The 14,338-nt window shown below is 47.0% G+C and carries 12 protein-coding genes; 4 read left to right on the top strand and 8 right to left on the bottom strand.

Annotated features, from left to right (window positions below; genetic code table 11):
* Positions 1–32 precede the first annotated feature (32 nt).
* Positions 33–1,085 carry an NAD(P)-dependent alcohol dehydrogenase gene (locus tag B2X00_RS06670; protein ID WP_290486629.1) on the bottom strand — a complete coding sequence of 351 codons (1,053 nt, stop codon included), beginning with the start codon at positions 1,083–1,085 and terminating at the stop codon, positions 33–35.
* Between the two features lie 144 nt (positions 1,086–1,229).
* Between B2X00_RS06670 and B2X00_RS06665 the strand changes: the two genes are divergently transcribed.
* Both B2X00_RS06665 and B2X00_RS06660 read left to right on the top strand, forming a co-directional pair.
* The gene (locus tag B2X00_RS06665) at positions 1,230–4,142 is read left to right on the top strand and encodes a ligand-binding sensor domain-containing diguanylate cyclase (protein WP_290486628.1); all 2,913 of its coding nucleotides are present in this window, start codon (positions 1,230–1,232) and stop codon (positions 4,140–4,142) included.
* 2 nt (positions 4,143–4,144) lie between these two features.
* On the top strand, positions 4,145–5,953 hold the full coding sequence (locus tag B2X00_RS06660; RefSeq protein ID WP_290486627.1) for a DUF885 domain-containing protein: 1,809 nt from the start codon (positions 4,145–4,147) through the stop codon (positions 5,951–5,953).
* Here B2X00_RS06660 and B2X00_RS06655 read toward each other — a convergent pair.
* From B2X00_RS06655 to B2X00_RS06635, 5 genes are read right to left on the bottom strand one after another with little or no spacing between them, the layout of a single operon-like run.
* Positions 5,950–6,117: a DUF2256 domain-containing protein gene (locus B2X00_RS06655; RefSeq protein WP_290486626.1), complete on the bottom strand. Its 168-nt coding sequence runs from the start codon at positions 6,115–6,117 to the stop codon at positions 5,950–5,952. The genes B2X00_RS06660 and B2X00_RS06655 overlap by 4 nt on opposite strands.
* A gap of 1 nt (position 6,118) precedes the next feature.
* Positions 6,119–7,489 carry a phospholipase D family protein gene (locus B2X00_RS06650; protein WP_290486625.1) on the bottom strand — a complete coding sequence of 457 codons (1,371 nt, stop codon included), beginning with the start codon at positions 7,487–7,489 and terminating at the stop codon, positions 6,119–6,121.
* Positions 7,486–8,655 (bottom strand): vWA domain-containing protein, encoded by a 1,170-nt coding sequence (locus B2X00_RS06645; RefSeq protein ID WP_290486624.1) that lies wholly within the window; start codon positions 8,653–8,655, stop codon positions 7,486–7,488. The genes B2X00_RS06650 and B2X00_RS06645 overlap by 4 nt, the downstream gene beginning before the upstream one ends.
* Positions 8,645–9,475, bottom strand: coding sequence for an AAA family ATPase (locus B2X00_RS06640; RefSeq protein ID WP_290486623.1), 831 nt, complete (start codon positions 9,473–9,475; stop codon positions 8,645–8,647). Before B2X00_RS06640 ends, B2X00_RS06645 begins: the two co-directional genes overlap by 11 nt.
* Entirely contained in the window at positions 9,475–11,442 is a 1,968-nt protein-coding gene (locus B2X00_RS06635; RefSeq protein WP_290486622.1) for a PAS domain-containing sensor histidine kinase, read from the bottom strand. Before B2X00_RS06635 ends, B2X00_RS06640 begins: the two co-directional genes overlap by 1 nt.
* Positions 11,443–11,507: 65 nt before the next feature.
* Between B2X00_RS06635 and B2X00_RS06630 the strand changes: the two genes are divergently transcribed.
* Positions 11,508–11,969: a tetratricopeptide repeat protein gene (locus B2X00_RS06630; RefSeq protein WP_290486621.1), complete on the top strand. Its 462-nt coding sequence runs from the start codon at positions 11,508–11,510 to the stop codon at positions 11,967–11,969.
* Position 11,970: 1 nt separating this feature from the next.
* On the opposite strand, the gene B2X00_RS06625 is transcribed toward B2X00_RS06630, so the two are convergent.
* Positions 11,971–13,038, bottom strand: a complete 1,068-nt coding sequence (locus tag B2X00_RS06625) for an alpha/beta hydrolase (protein WP_290486620.1) — start codon at positions 13,036–13,038, stop codon at positions 11,971–11,973.
* A gap of 18 nt (positions 13,039–13,056) precedes the next feature.
* Positions 13,057–13,380, bottom strand: coding sequence for a DUF3392 domain-containing protein (locus B2X00_RS06620; RefSeq protein ID WP_290486619.1), 324 nt, complete (start codon positions 13,378–13,380; stop codon positions 13,057–13,059).
* A 147-nt stretch (positions 13,381–13,527) separates the two neighbouring features.
* Between B2X00_RS06620 and xthA the strand changes: the two genes are divergently transcribed.
* Positions 13,528–14,337: an exodeoxyribonuclease III gene (gene xthA / locus B2X00_RS06615; RefSeq protein ID WP_290486618.1), complete on the top strand. Its 810-nt coding sequence runs from the start codon at positions 13,528–13,530 to the stop codon at positions 14,335–14,337.
* Position 14,338: the final 1 nt, after the last annotated feature.

Genomic DNA, 14,338 nt, shown 5'->3' with positions numbered 1-14,338 from the left:
CCGTCAATCTTTTTGATTGAAGATTAGTTAAATCAAGCAGATTGCTTCAAAGTATCCATATCAATTACAAATCGATACTTAACATCGCCCTTCTTCATTCGCTCAAAGGCCTCATTGATATTTTTAATATCAAGCATTTCCACATCACAGTGGATACCATGCTCACCACAGAAATCGAGCATTTCCTGCGTTTCAGGCATTCCACCAATCAAAGAACCCGCTAATACGCGACGCTTCATTACCAGTTGTCCTGCCTGTAATGCGGGGTCTACTGGTTCAAGCAAACCGACCAAAATATGCGTTCCATCAAATTTCAGGCAGTTCAAATAAGGGTTCAAATCATGCTGAACGGGCACGGTGTCGAGCATGAAATCAAATGTTTCGGCAACGGCTTCCATCTGTTCGGGATCGGTAGAAATTACGACATGATCTGCCCCTTGCTTTTTCGCTTCCTTTACTTTGCTCTCTGAGCGAGTGAACAATGTCACTTCAGCCCCCATCGCTTTAGCAAATTTGACGCCCATGTGACCCAGGCCACCCATACCAATGACGCCAACCTTATCGCCTTTTTTAACACCGTAATGGCGTAACGGCGAATAGGTGGTTATCCCTGCGCATAACAAAGGAGCACTCTTGGCAGGATCGAGGCTATCGGGAACGCGCACAACGAAACGGTCACTGACAACCACATTTTCTGAGTAGCCGCCGTAGGTTATTGAGCCGTCAAGTTTGTCCTCACCGTTGTATGTCGGCACCATGCCATTTAAACAATATTGCTCAAGACCTTGGTCGCACGCTTCGCAGCTTCGGCAAGAGTCAACCATGCAACCCACGCCGACAATATCGCCCTCTTTATAGTCTTTCACATCAGCACCCACTCGCGTGACACGCCCAATAATCTCATGCCCCGGTACCACCGGATAAATCGTGCCACCCCAATCGTTTTGTACATAATGAATGTCGGTATGGCAGACACCGCAATACAAAATATCGATGGCTACATCGTCAGCACGAGGCTCACGGCGCTCAATAGTATGGGGAGCCATACCCGAGGTTTCAGATTGTGCCGCATAAGATTTAGTCATGCTTAATCTCCAAGGTTGATATATTTTCAGGTTCAGTTATTACGAATGTTGTAAGTATTGGTAATCAATTTACAATTCACGTACCATTTGAATGCAAGCAATCCTTTAAGTCGTGAATTAATGGTCAAACACGTGATACCCAACATGCTTAAACTGTTTTCATTCGTTATCGCTGTTTCGCTCTTCAGTATAGACAGCCACGCGCAAAGCGCACCTGCAGGCTCTGCCATCAATACTATCGACTTTGAGTTGCCCGTTGATCAATCGATACACTACATGACTCGCCAAAGTTGGACGACGCGCGACGGTCTGCCGCACAACTCAATTAATGCCATTGCCCAAGATAAACAAGGTTTTCTTTGGTTTGGTACATGGCAAGGTCCGGTGCGTTTTGATGGCAAAGACTTTGATATTTACGATGATATTCGTGTCACTGGATTACCCGATATTGGTATTTTCTCAATCGCACTCAACCCGTGTGACGATAGTATCTATGTTGCAGGCGCCCGGGGCGGTATAAGCCGCTTTCACGATAACCGATGGTTACCACTTGAGCCCGCCCCACCGTTCGTTAATGAGGTTGAAATCGATAGCAATTGCACGATTTGGGTATCGAGCAGTGAGCAAGGGCTGATTAACTACGAAAATAACGAGCGCGTGTCGCAGTTTACTACCGACAATGGCTTGCCCTCTAATAATGTGTATCAGGCGCGAGTCGATACGGAGGGCAATTTGTGGGCCGCAACTGCGGGCGGGCTGATGGTTAAAAAGTCAGGCGCAACGCAGTTTCAGCGAGTGGAGGGGTTACCGGATAATCGCATTCGCAAGTTGTTTCTCGATCACGATGGACGATTGCTTGTTGGTACAGGGAGTGGTCTGTTTCAACAACAAGGCGAAAGCTTCACGTTCAAAAAACTATTGCCGGATATTAACTATACTATTAGCGCAATTAACAGAACACAGGACGGTGCCCTGTGGCTAGGAACCTACCGCAACGGTATACTGCGTTTTTTTAAAGGTGAGTTACAACAGGTCACCACCGAAACCGGTCTTCCGAATAATCACGTGCTTGATATTTTAGAGGATCAAGAGGGCAGCGTATGGGTCTCGACCCATGGTGGCTTAATGCAATTTCGTCGCTCATTGTTTACCACCATGCAGTCTCATAACGGGCTAGCGGGAGACTTTGTTCGCACCGTTTATGAATTCAAAAATAAACTCTACGTCGGAACCAGTAGCGGTATCAGCCAACTGACCGAGTCTCGTTTAACTACTTTCGAGGCGCCCCACCCCTTAGCTAATCAATCGGTGTTGTCCTTTGAACAATACCAAGATCAACTGCTCATCGGTACCTACACGAACGGATTATTTATGTGGGATGGTGAGCGTGTCACGCAACACTTAACCGCGGACTCTGTGCTTCACTCTGAGGAAGTTCGTGCTCTAACAACATCCAATGAATATGGCATTTTTCTTGGCTCCCCGACAGGCGTAACGCACCTCATAAAAACCGATCAGGGATGGCAGACGCGCACAATTACGACACAAGATGGGATACAGAACAATTATATTACCGCGCTACGGGTTATTAATGACGAGTTGTGGATCGCTTCGGTCAGCGGTGTTTCAGTTGTTGATTTAACGACTTCAATGGATGGAAAGTGGACGGTAAAACAACTCGACTTCTCTGATTTACATAATGCGCAACTCACTTTCCAAATTACTCATAAAGGTCCTTATGTCTTTTTGGCTACCGATCGCGGGCTTATATATCACCACCAGAAAAATAACACCTGGCAAATTATTAACCGTGATCAAGGTTTACCGTTTGATAACTATCTTGCGATGTCGTTCGATGGAGACGCCAACATTTGGTTAGGTTCGAACCGTGGAGCGATTTTTATCGCCCACGACGTATTTGGAAAGTTTCTGGAAGGCACTATCAATAAACTCAGCTATCAACGCTTTACCGAGGTCGATGGCATGGGCAGCTCACAAGTCAATAGCGGCGGCCCCTCGATGATACGCAGTGATAGTGGTCGCGTTTGGATGAGCACCGCTCGGGGAGTATCTTCGGTTGCACCTTCTGATTTAAAAGCAATGGTGCAAATTGCCCCGCCAGCGGTTATTGCTTCAGTCACTGCTGATGGAAAACGAGTAAGTTATGGAAGTCGAATTCCTGCAGATACCCAACGCTTAGTGGTCAACTATGCTGGGTTGGGCTACTTGATGGCTGATCACATTGAGTATCAGGTACGTTTGGTGGGTTTTGATGACCAATGGCTACCTCGCGGGTCGATGACAACATCAGAATACACCTCGCTTCCTGCCAATGATTATGTGTTTCAGGTCCGAGCAGCTTATCCTGGCGGCGCTTGGAGCGAGCCCGTTAGCTTTGCTTTCACCCGTTCAGAGCACCCTTGGCAACAGTCGTGGTTTTGGCTCACCATTGCTTTAGCTGGCATTGCCATCACCACGATATTAGTCAGAGCGCGCATCCGTTTCTTAAGTAACCAGCGCACACAACTGGAGTTAATGGTGGCTGAAAAAACCAAGGAGCTGAAAGGTTTGGCACGGCAAGACTCATTGACGCAGTTGGGCAACCGACGCGCGTTCGATGAGCAACTGCAATATGAGGTTAAGCGTTGTGAACGCTCTGCCCAACCACTGTCTCTTGCGATTATCGATGTTGACCATTTTAAACTAATTAATGACCGTTACTTGCACGTCATCGGTGACCAAGTGCTTATCGAACTCTCAGCATTACTCAGTAATATGCTTAGAGATGTCGACTATATCGCCCGTTGGGGTGGTGAAGAGTTTGCCCTTCTAATGCCTGAAACTAATGCCAAAGAGGCACTCAAAGCGGCTGAGCGCATCCGACAAACAGTGGAAGACACATCGTTTAATCATCTTGCCAACGAGCTATCGGTCACGGTCAGTATTGGCGTTGCGTCGAGTGAACACTATCCAAATCACAGTGCATTGCTAGTGGCGGCCGATAAGGCACTTTATGAAGCTAAACAAAACGGTAGAAATAGAACGGAGTTAGCCTAGTTATGAAACATTCTTTAATTGTATTAGCGTTAGCAGGTGTATTGGCTGGTTGCGGTGACGCCCCCCAGCAAACGCAAAGTACAAAGGCATCTTCATCAATTAAAAGTGTCTCGGTATCACAGAAGCTTGATGAGCTCTACAGCAATTATTTTGACGAAAATTTGAGTTTAAACCCTTTGACAGCCACCTATATCGGACGCACGGGTTATAACGATAAACTGCCGAACTTTCTCTCACCAGCGCACCGACAACAGCAACTTGAATTAGAGCAAAAATATCTTGATAAGATTGACTCGATTGACATCGATTCACTGACAGAAAGGCAAAAAATCAGTTACCAAATATTCCGTCAAGACCGCATCGACGCCATTGAAGGTAGCAAGTTTCCTTCTCATCTAATACCGATTAATCAGTTTTATAATATTGCTAACCAGTACGCGATGTTGGGCTCGGGTACCTCAGCTCAGCCCTTTAATAATGCCGAAGATTACGCCAACTGGGCAGAGCGTATGCATCAAATCCCTGTCATTTTCGATCAAGCGATTGAAAATATGCAAAATGGTGTAGAAAAAGGTGTTGTACAACCTCACGTTCTTATCGAAAAGGCCATTGCGCAAATTAGAGCGCAACAAGTCAGTAATATCAAAGAAAGCATTTTTTGGCGCCCTGTTGATGAATTACCACAAACACTATCAGAGCAACAAAAACAAACTATAAGAGCACAATATAATCGGATTTTGAGTGACGAGGTGCTTCCTGCATACCAGCGTTTGGCTGACTACTTAGAAGAAGATTATCTTCCTCACGCGCGCACCAAAACTTTTGGTATTGGCCAACTCCCCAATGGGAAAGCTTGGTATCAACATCAAATCAAGGTCAATACCTCGATCGATATCAGCGCCGATAAAGTACACCAACTTGGCAAACAAGAGGTGTCTCGTATTCATGACGAGATGCGCAAAATAATGCGAGAAATCAACTTCGAGGGCGATTTAAAAGCGTTTTTCGATTTCATGACGAACGATGAACAGTTTATTTATCCGAGCCGTCAAGCTATGTTAGAGGACTATCGCTCACTGCGCGCTAAGGTCGACGAGCGCGTACCGCAACTGTTTAATATTTTTCCTAAAGCAGATTACGAAGTAAGACCGGTCGAACGTTTCCGCGAGCAATCAGCCAGTTCAGGCAGTTATCAGTCAGCCCCTCAAGATAATGCTCGCCCCGCTGTATTTTATTTGAACACTTACGATCTATCCTCGCGACCTACGTGGGCTAAGACTGCGCTATTTCTTCACGAGGCGGCTCCTGGTCACCACTTTCAAATCAGCATTCAGCAAGAACTCAAAGACTTACCGTTGTTTCGTAAGTACGGCCGCGAAACAGCTTACACTGAGGGTTGGGGATTATATGCCGAGTCATTAGGCGATGAGTTAGGATTATATGAAGACCCGTACCAACGCTTTGGTGCCTTGGCTGCTGAGCTGTGGCGATCTATTCGTCTAGTCACTGATACCGGTATTCATGATAAAGGCTGGACACGTCAACAAGTGCTCGATTACATGTATGACAACGCGCCGGTCGCAGAAGCGCGAGCAGTATCCGAGGCTGAGCGTTTCATGGCGCTCCCAGGTCAAGCACTGGCCTATAAGATAGGTCAGTTGAAGATTGCCGAGCTGCGTCGTATGGCTGAGCAAAAACTTGGCGCTAAATTCGATATTAAGCGGTTTCATCGCGTGGTACTCGAGGACGGAGCCTTACCCTTGTTTTTACTAGAAAAAAAGGTTCGGCTCTGGATAGCTCAACAACTTTAATTGCCATCAGGCTGCTGGCGCGCCGCTTGGCGTGCCAGCCCAGCGCAACGTTTGGAGCAGTATTTAACATGCTCCCAGTCACGCGCCCACTTTTTACGCCAAGTAAAGGGACGCTGACAATGAGCACAGCACTTTGTTGGTAAGTGGGGTTTCTTATGCGTCATATTAAAGTAAATGGTCAACCGGTAAGCGAGCTGTTAGCCAGACTACAAAACGTCGTCTGAGCCCAGCATCAGGCTCGCGATATATACGTTTAACAGGTACATGGCTTCGATCCACCCAATAGAGCTTATAAAAACGATTCAACCTTACCTGATACGCGCGTAGTGGTAGTTCATGATCAAATATTTCAATAATACGTTGAGCCAAGTTAGGTGATTCAATGATGAGTCCAGCCTCGGTGTTTATTTGTGCTGAACGAGGATCAAAATTAAATGAGCCGACGAAGACTGAACGCTCATCAACCGTTACCGTCTTGGCATGCAAGCTTGTTGCTGACCTGCGAAAGTATGGTAGCACGCGATTTTGTGGTGACTCTTGCGTACGCCGTAACTCATAAAGCTTGGCACCGGCCGTTAGTAAACGTCGACGCCGACGTTGATAACCGGCATGTACAGCCGGTACATCCGTAGCGGCTAATGAGTTGGTCAACACTTGAAACTGAATGCCGCGTTCCAGCATCGACTCAATCTGCTGCACACCATTCTGCGTCGGCACAAAATAAGGTGAGACCATGCGGACTTGTTGGGTTGCCTTGCTTAACACCTTGACCATTTGTTGAACGACCAAGCGCGATGGCTTATGCGACAACGATGCTTTATAGGGGTCATCACTTATCCACTGAGCTTCTGCCTCATGCCAATTTACTCGGCTCAAATCAAGGGTCTCTTCTGACAGACCGCCAAATACGTATTCATTCAACTGTTCCGCATGCGCTTGTTTGCTGAACTGCTGCCAGCGCTCAATGAATGCCTCAGTAAGACTACGACCTGCAATATTTTCAATTGATACAGCCAGATCACACTGCCAGTAGCTCAACCAGTCATTGGCTATTTCATTGACTCCCTGGCCTTTCATGAGAACATCTAAATCGGAAAATAACTGTCCTGAATGGGTGCCAAAGTATTCATCACCGATGTTACGCCCACCAACAATGGCATACTGATCATCAACAATAAACGCCTTATTGTGCATGCGTCGATTCACTCGACGAAAATCAGTAAAGTAGTTTAACCAACGGAGTTTTCGATGAACCAACGGATTAAAGAATTTTACCTGAAAGTTTGGATGCTGACTCAAATCACGCAATAAGCGTTCAGTAGGCTTACTGGTAAAGTCGTCTAACAGCAAATAAACCTGGACGCCTCGTTCGATCGCTTGCTTGCACTCATTTAATAACGTTAAACCGCTGGCATCATCTCGCCACAGGTAGTACTGAAGTTTAATACTGTGTTGCGCCATACGAATAAGCGCAACACGCTGCAGCAAGCTTTCCCGTGCATCATCTAGCAAGGCAAACTGATTTTGATATTTCATCGGAGATGCTCAATCGCCTGTTGTATGCCAGCGAGAGTCAGCGTTTCCATACGATTCGACATGATCTCCTTAATCAAATGAATAGATGGATAGTACTTCCAGTGCTGTTGCGCTTGGGGGTTCAACCATACCGCGCGCTCAAACCGCGCTAGGAGACGCTCGAGCCATACCTTCCCGGGTTCTTCGTTCCAGTGCTCTACGCTACCTCCTGAGAACGCGATCTCATAAGGCCCCATGGTGGCATCACCCACGATAATTAAGCGGTAGTCTTCACCAAAACGTTTTATCAGCGACTCTGTACTTACAAAACTCGAACGTCGACGCGCATTATCATGCCAGACCCCTTCATAAACACAGTTATGAAAATAAAAACGTTCTAAGTTATGAAACTCGCCCTTAAGTGCGGTAAACAACTGTTCCACCTGATAGATGTGATCATCCATTGACCCACCAATATCAAGTAACAGCAATACGTTCACTGCATTGTGACGTTCAGCCTGCCACTGTAAATCGAGGAGCCCTCCCTTCTTACTCGTCGCGCGAATCGTTTCGTCGAGATCGAGTTCGGTCTGAGCCCCCGCCCGAGCAAACTGCCTCAACGAACGCAGTGCTAATTGATACGACCGCTGTTCAAGGGCCGCATCTTCATCCAAATCACGAAACTGGCGTTTGTCCCAGACCTTAGCCGCACTGCGATTACGGTTCCCATCCTGGCCAATACGGATACCGTTAGGATGATAGCCATAAGCGCCAAACGGCGATGTACCGCCTGTTCCAATCCATTTGTTGCCGCCTTGATGACGAGACTGTTGTTCTTTTAACCGTTCTTTGAACGCCTTCATCAACTCATCGAGACCACCCAACTGATTCAACTTCTGCTTGTCTTGCTCAGATAACTCCCGCATCAGCGGGTTATTGAGCCAGTCCTCTGGGATTTGTTCTGCGACATCAACCTCTGACACTTTATCGATATACTCGGCAAATGCACGATCGAAACGGTCAAAATAGCGCTCGTCTTTTACCAACATAACCCTAGATAATTGGTAAAAATCATCGATACTACCCCAAATAACACCGCGCTCTAGCGCTTCTAGCAGTGTTAAGTATTCTGTGATCGACGTCTTCAATCCATGTTTTCTAAGCGTGAAGTAAAACTCAGTAAGCACGTGATGCCCGCTCAATTAATTCAATATCTTGTTCGTGTTTTAACAACGCTCCAGCGAGCGGTAGCATGGACGGTCGCTCGCGATACTCAGCTAGTTGCTCTGGCGAAATATCTTCAGTTAGCAACAACCGAATCCAGTCCAGTAGTTCAGATGTCGATGGCTTTTTCTTGAGTCCTGAAATAGAGCGCACTCCGAAGAATACCGCTAAAGCCTCATCGAGCAAACGGGGCTGAAGGTTTGGGTAATGAACGTGCACGATTTCACTCAATGTCGTTTCGTCAGGGAACTGAATGTAATGGAAAAAACAACGACGCAAAAAGGCGTCAGGGAGTGTCTTCTCGTTATTCGAGGTAATAATGACAATGGGGCGTTGCTTTGCCTCAACTTGCTCGCCCGTCTCGTAGACGTGAAATGCCATTTGATCGAGTTCTTGCAGCAAGTCATTAGGAAACTCAATATCGGCTTTATCTATTTCATCAATGAGTAATACAGGTCGCTTATCCGCGGTAAATGCCTGCCAAAGCTTTCCTGGCTTAATATAGTTTGAAATATCATGGACTTTCTCACTACCGAGTTGGCTGTCACGTAAGCGCGAAACCGCATCATATTCATAAAGCCCCTGCTGTGCTTTGGTCGTCGACTTGATATTCCACTGTAAAAAAGGCGCCTCCAGTGTTTCAGCAAGTTCCATCGCCAGTCGTGTTTTACCGGTGCCGGGTTCGCCTTTCAATAGTAGCGGCTTTTCTAATGTTACCGCAGCGTTAACCGCCTGCGACAAACCATCAGATACAATATAACGCTCTGTGCTTTTAAAACTCATTAACTTTTTACCTTATCCAGTCGGTTTAAAATTCGGGCTAAGTCCGCTTTGACGAAAGGTTTCGTCAGGTAGTCATCCATTCCTGACCTCAATGCCTGTGTACGAGTTTCAGGATACGCATTCGCAGTCAAAGCCACAATATGAGGTTGGTTAACAGGTAGGTCGCGGATACGCTGCGTTGTCTCCATACCATCCATTGTCGGCATATGGAGATCCATAAAAACCACTTCGACGGCATTGCGTTTCAAAACTTCAACCGCCTCTTGCCCGCTCGACACCTTTATCACCTGCTGATCGAGTGAAGTGAGCATTTCACTGACAATCAATTGGTTAATCGGATTGTCATCCACGACTAATATTCGCCGTGGCGCTAACTCGGGTAGTTTCGGCTTATCGAGCGCTTCCGGATTAACTTGGTCAGTATACACCGCGTACATAGGCAGTCTTAAACTAAAGCATGCGCCCTGTTCGGGTTCACTCTCAACGTAAATTGAACCATTCAATAATTGCACGAGGTTTCGCACTATCGCTAAGCCGAGCCCGCTACCACTCTGCTTTTTACTTAAGCCTTGCTGCTCCTGCTCAAACAGTTGCCAAATACGCTGTGTGTCTCGAATACCTGAGCCTGTATCACGGACTTCAATGAGCAAATTACCCTGTTCTCTGGCGGGTTGTTCACCCTGTTCCACAGCTTGCCAATCGACTTTTAGCGTGATGGTTCCCGTATCAGTGAATTTGACCGCGTTGTTAAGTAAATTAGTCAGTATCTGGACAATGCGCGCGCGATCACTGAATATGCGCTCCGGCAATTGCTTGCTTTGTCTAATAACGAAGTTAACACCTTTATCTTCGATAGCAGGTCGATACATTGCCTCAATATGTTGCATTATCCGCGGCAACAACAAGACATCTTTATTGAGCTTAAGTTGTCCCTCTTCAGCCCGCGTAAGATCCAATAAGTCATTCAACATTTGTAATAAGTGGTCACCGCTCTCTTTTACCGTGAGCAACAATTGTCGCTGATGTTCATTGAGTTCGGTTCCTTCTAATACACCAACCAGCCCAAGTATCCCGTGCAGTGGCGTTCTCACCTCATGCGACATATTAGCCAGAAAAACGTTCTTAGCGCTGGCCGCCCGCCTAGCATTGATTTCCGCTTGTTTTTGTTCGGTTACGTCAGTCACCGTGCCAGCATAGCGCGTCGCATTGCCATGCTCATCACGTTCGATAACGCGACCGCGATCAAGCACATAAACATAATGTCCGTCACGATGACGGATACGGTGCTGGCTCTCATAAAAGGGAGTGATGCCATCAAGATGATCCTTTACCGCACGCCAGACGCGATCGTAGTCGTCTGGGTGAAGTCGGCTCGACCAACTGTAAGGACTCTGCTCCAGCTCCTCCCTTGACCAACCAAAAATTTGCGCCCAGCGGTCATTAAACACCGTTAAGTTTGACTGAGGGTTCCATTCCCATGTACCCAAGCGCGTTGCATCCAGCAGTAGTTGTAGGCGATTACGTTCCGTCTCTAACTTTATCTCAAGCTCTTTCCGCTCGGTAATGTCAATCAAATAGCCAAACAGCAACGGCACGCCATCTTCGGTATCCATTTTGATAATTGACGTATCCGAAACCCATACATGGCGACCATTTTTGTGTCGGATACGATAGTCGTTGTGAGTTATGCGATAGCCAGTTTCGCCACTTTTTAACCGCTTAACCTCTTCATTAACACGCGGTAAATCATCCTCATGAACGAGGAATTTGAAATGAACGTCTCTATCGAGGAATTGCTGCTTTGTATAGCCAAAAATTGATTCGACGTTTTCAGAAACATAACGAACAGGCCAGAGGTCAGTGTCTTGCCAAACAAACAAGCACATACTATTACCCGCCGCGAGCAGTTCAGCAAAGTTTTGGTTGCCAATTTGTTTGGGGTTTGGAACACTTAATTGGTTTTTCATTGATTTACGCATAACATAGAAACATGCGTTTCATTCTAACCATAAAAAAGCGTGACTGACAGCCTATGAGCCGCAACGACATTAACCAATGGCAGACTGACTTGCTCGCTCGGGTCGACTCCCTAATAGCCACCTTACAGCAACAGCCTGCTCTGGCGGTTGAGTCTGTCGACGATACGCGTCCGGCTAAACGTCCGACGGTTGCTAAACGCGCTAAATATCACTACGTCAAAGCAGCGGGATGTTATCAGGATGCACCATTTAGAGCCGCCAAGCATTTTAGGCGCGCGGCGATGCTCGGTCACAGTAAATCCATGCGCTTCTTAGGTCAGATGTATCAGTCAGGAGAGCATTTGCCACAGAGTGATTTTCACGCATTCGCATGGATGCTGCTTGCCAGCAAAGCGGGCGATAGCCACGCAAGTGACATGCTCGATGCGCTTAAACAGCGTTTAACAACCGTGTTAATCATTGCAGCGGCGCGATTGGCCGCTGAGCGGTTTGAACAAATGTGTGATATCGATTAACTCAGTCCCACAACTGAGTACGTTCACCCAAACGTCCATTGGCTATCAATGTCTGCAATTCATCAGCCATCCAACGACCCGCATCGATTGCCTTCTGCCAATAATCAATACGCTGCGGCGCATCAAGCTGCGCGAAGTCTTTACGGTCTGGAATTTTCTGATACGGCAATTTCTGCAAAAATGCATCGGTCGGGCTAATAAATAACGTATTCGGCCAGTCACGCCCGGTACTGCGTCGCCACTTCAAACGCTTATCGAACCAACCTGGGATCGCTTGATGATGGAAGTGCGGATAGAGTGTCAGTCCGTTTACGCGCGATAAATCGATATCAAAATGATAATCAGTGATTCCACCATCTCGATAAACACCTTTAGGCGCGCCGGGAATGTCGCGCACACCTTCAAGCACCAGAGGAATGGAGCCCGTTGCTAACAGCGCGGGCTGAAAGTTTTGTTCGGTCAACGCCACATGGCGTGTCGGCAAGTCTGACCAATGCTTTGATATCTTCAAGTCGGATGCAGGATGGTGAAAAACCACACGCTCATAATAGCGCCCTAACCAGCGTCGATTGACACTATTAGCCAGCGCTGAAGACAGCAGACCTAACGCTTGTCGACGCCCTTCCGACGCCGTTGAGCGCAAACAACGTACGGCAATAAAATGATGATGTACTCGGGTTTGCGACAAAATGTCTGATACTGCAGACTCAGGTACATATTTGTGCAATAGCTTTTCTGCCTCCGACGTGATCTCGCGTTGGTCAGGCTTTGCACTGTACGTCTGATGGCTATAAAGTTGGGCGAACAGACGACTCGCAGCAACGGGATCGTTTTGCCCTAACGACGCGAACCGCCATGCGCCAGCAGAGGTCCCTAGAGTATTAAGGGGAGCCTTTTTATTGGCAAAAAACTCGCCGAATAGCCATTCATCGATACCTTGAAGTACAAACCATTTAGGTCCTCCCGAAGCGCCCATCAGTAAGCCTACGTCATCGGCTTTCAACCCGTTATTCTGAATATGCGACAACGCGGAATGACCGGCTCGGAGCGAGACAAAAGATTGTGTCATGGCACCCTATCCTTTTTCTTATAATTGTTTTTTTCGTTCTGCCAACACACCCAGTACTACTAGTGTAATAAGTACAGCCGGTCCAAGCAGGTGAAGCGGAATAAGATGAATCCAGCTTGCCAACAGTGGCGTGAAGCCAATCAACAGATAGCCATACCCAAATGCGCACAAAGCAACAAATACCAGTGCTCGAACGATAAACGGGTATTTTCCAACCATCTTTTTTACCAGTCGGTTTACTTCGTCACCATAAATAACAAGCAATGTTGCCATAATCATCATGGCAATTTCATAGGTATGTTGCCGAAGCATCATGCCTAGTTGATTCATCAATTGCAGCAATCGAATTCTCCTCAAGCTTTTCGTAACTCAAGAGTATACCGATTTTTACTTTCTCAAACATCCCCCGAAGCCCCTTTCCCTCTCGCAGCTCCGCGTCAACTTTGGTATCCTCAAACTATCATCAATCACAGTAAACTATGGTAATCCATGAAATTCATATCATTTAATATCAATGGAATCAGAGCACGTCTGCACCAGTTGCAGGCTATGATAGACAAACATCAGCCAGACGTGATCGGTTTACAAGAAACGAAGGTTCACGATGACCAATTTCCGCAGCAAGCGGTCGAAGACATGGGCTATCACGTAAACTTCTTTGGTCAGAAAGGCCATTATGGTGTCGCACTGCTGAGCAAAAAACCACTGGCGAATGTGCAGAAAGGTTTTCCAAACGAACCTGAAGATGCCCAGCGTCGCATGATCATGGGTGACTATCCATTATCGAATGGTTCGTCAGTGCGTGTCTTAAATGGGTATTTCCCACAAGGCGAGAGCCGTGACCACCCCACCAAATTCCCGATGAAAGAACAGTTTTATCGTGACTTGATCGATTATCTGAATAATGACTTATCCCCAGATCAACCTGTTATTGTCATGGGTGATATGAATATCTCACATCAAGATTGCGATATTGGCATCGGTGACGCAAATGCTAAACGCTGGCTGCGCACTGGCAAATGCAGCTTCTTACCCGAGGAGCGTGATTGGTTGAACGAAGTGTTAGACTGGGGACTGGTGGATACCTATCGCCAATTGAACCCAGAGCAGAACAATGAGTTCAGCTGGTTTGACTACCGTTCACGCGGGTTTGATGACAATCGAGGCCTTCGTATCGACCTTATTCTTGCGACTCAACAGTTGGCCGAGCAGTGCCAAGAAAGCGGTATCGACTACGCACTGCGCGGTATTGAGAAACCCTCTGATCACGCTCCGATCTGGAGTCGGTTTTCGGTTTAGT

Origin of the sequence: Idiomarina sp. UBA3162 (assembly GCF_002364475.1) — a bacterium.
Lineage (GTDB): Bacteria > Pseudomonadota > Gammaproteobacteria > Enterobacterales > Alteromonadaceae > Idiomarina.
The sequence above is the reverse complement of the archived record's forward strand: the minus strand, read 5'-3'. Positions and strand labels throughout refer to the sequence as shown.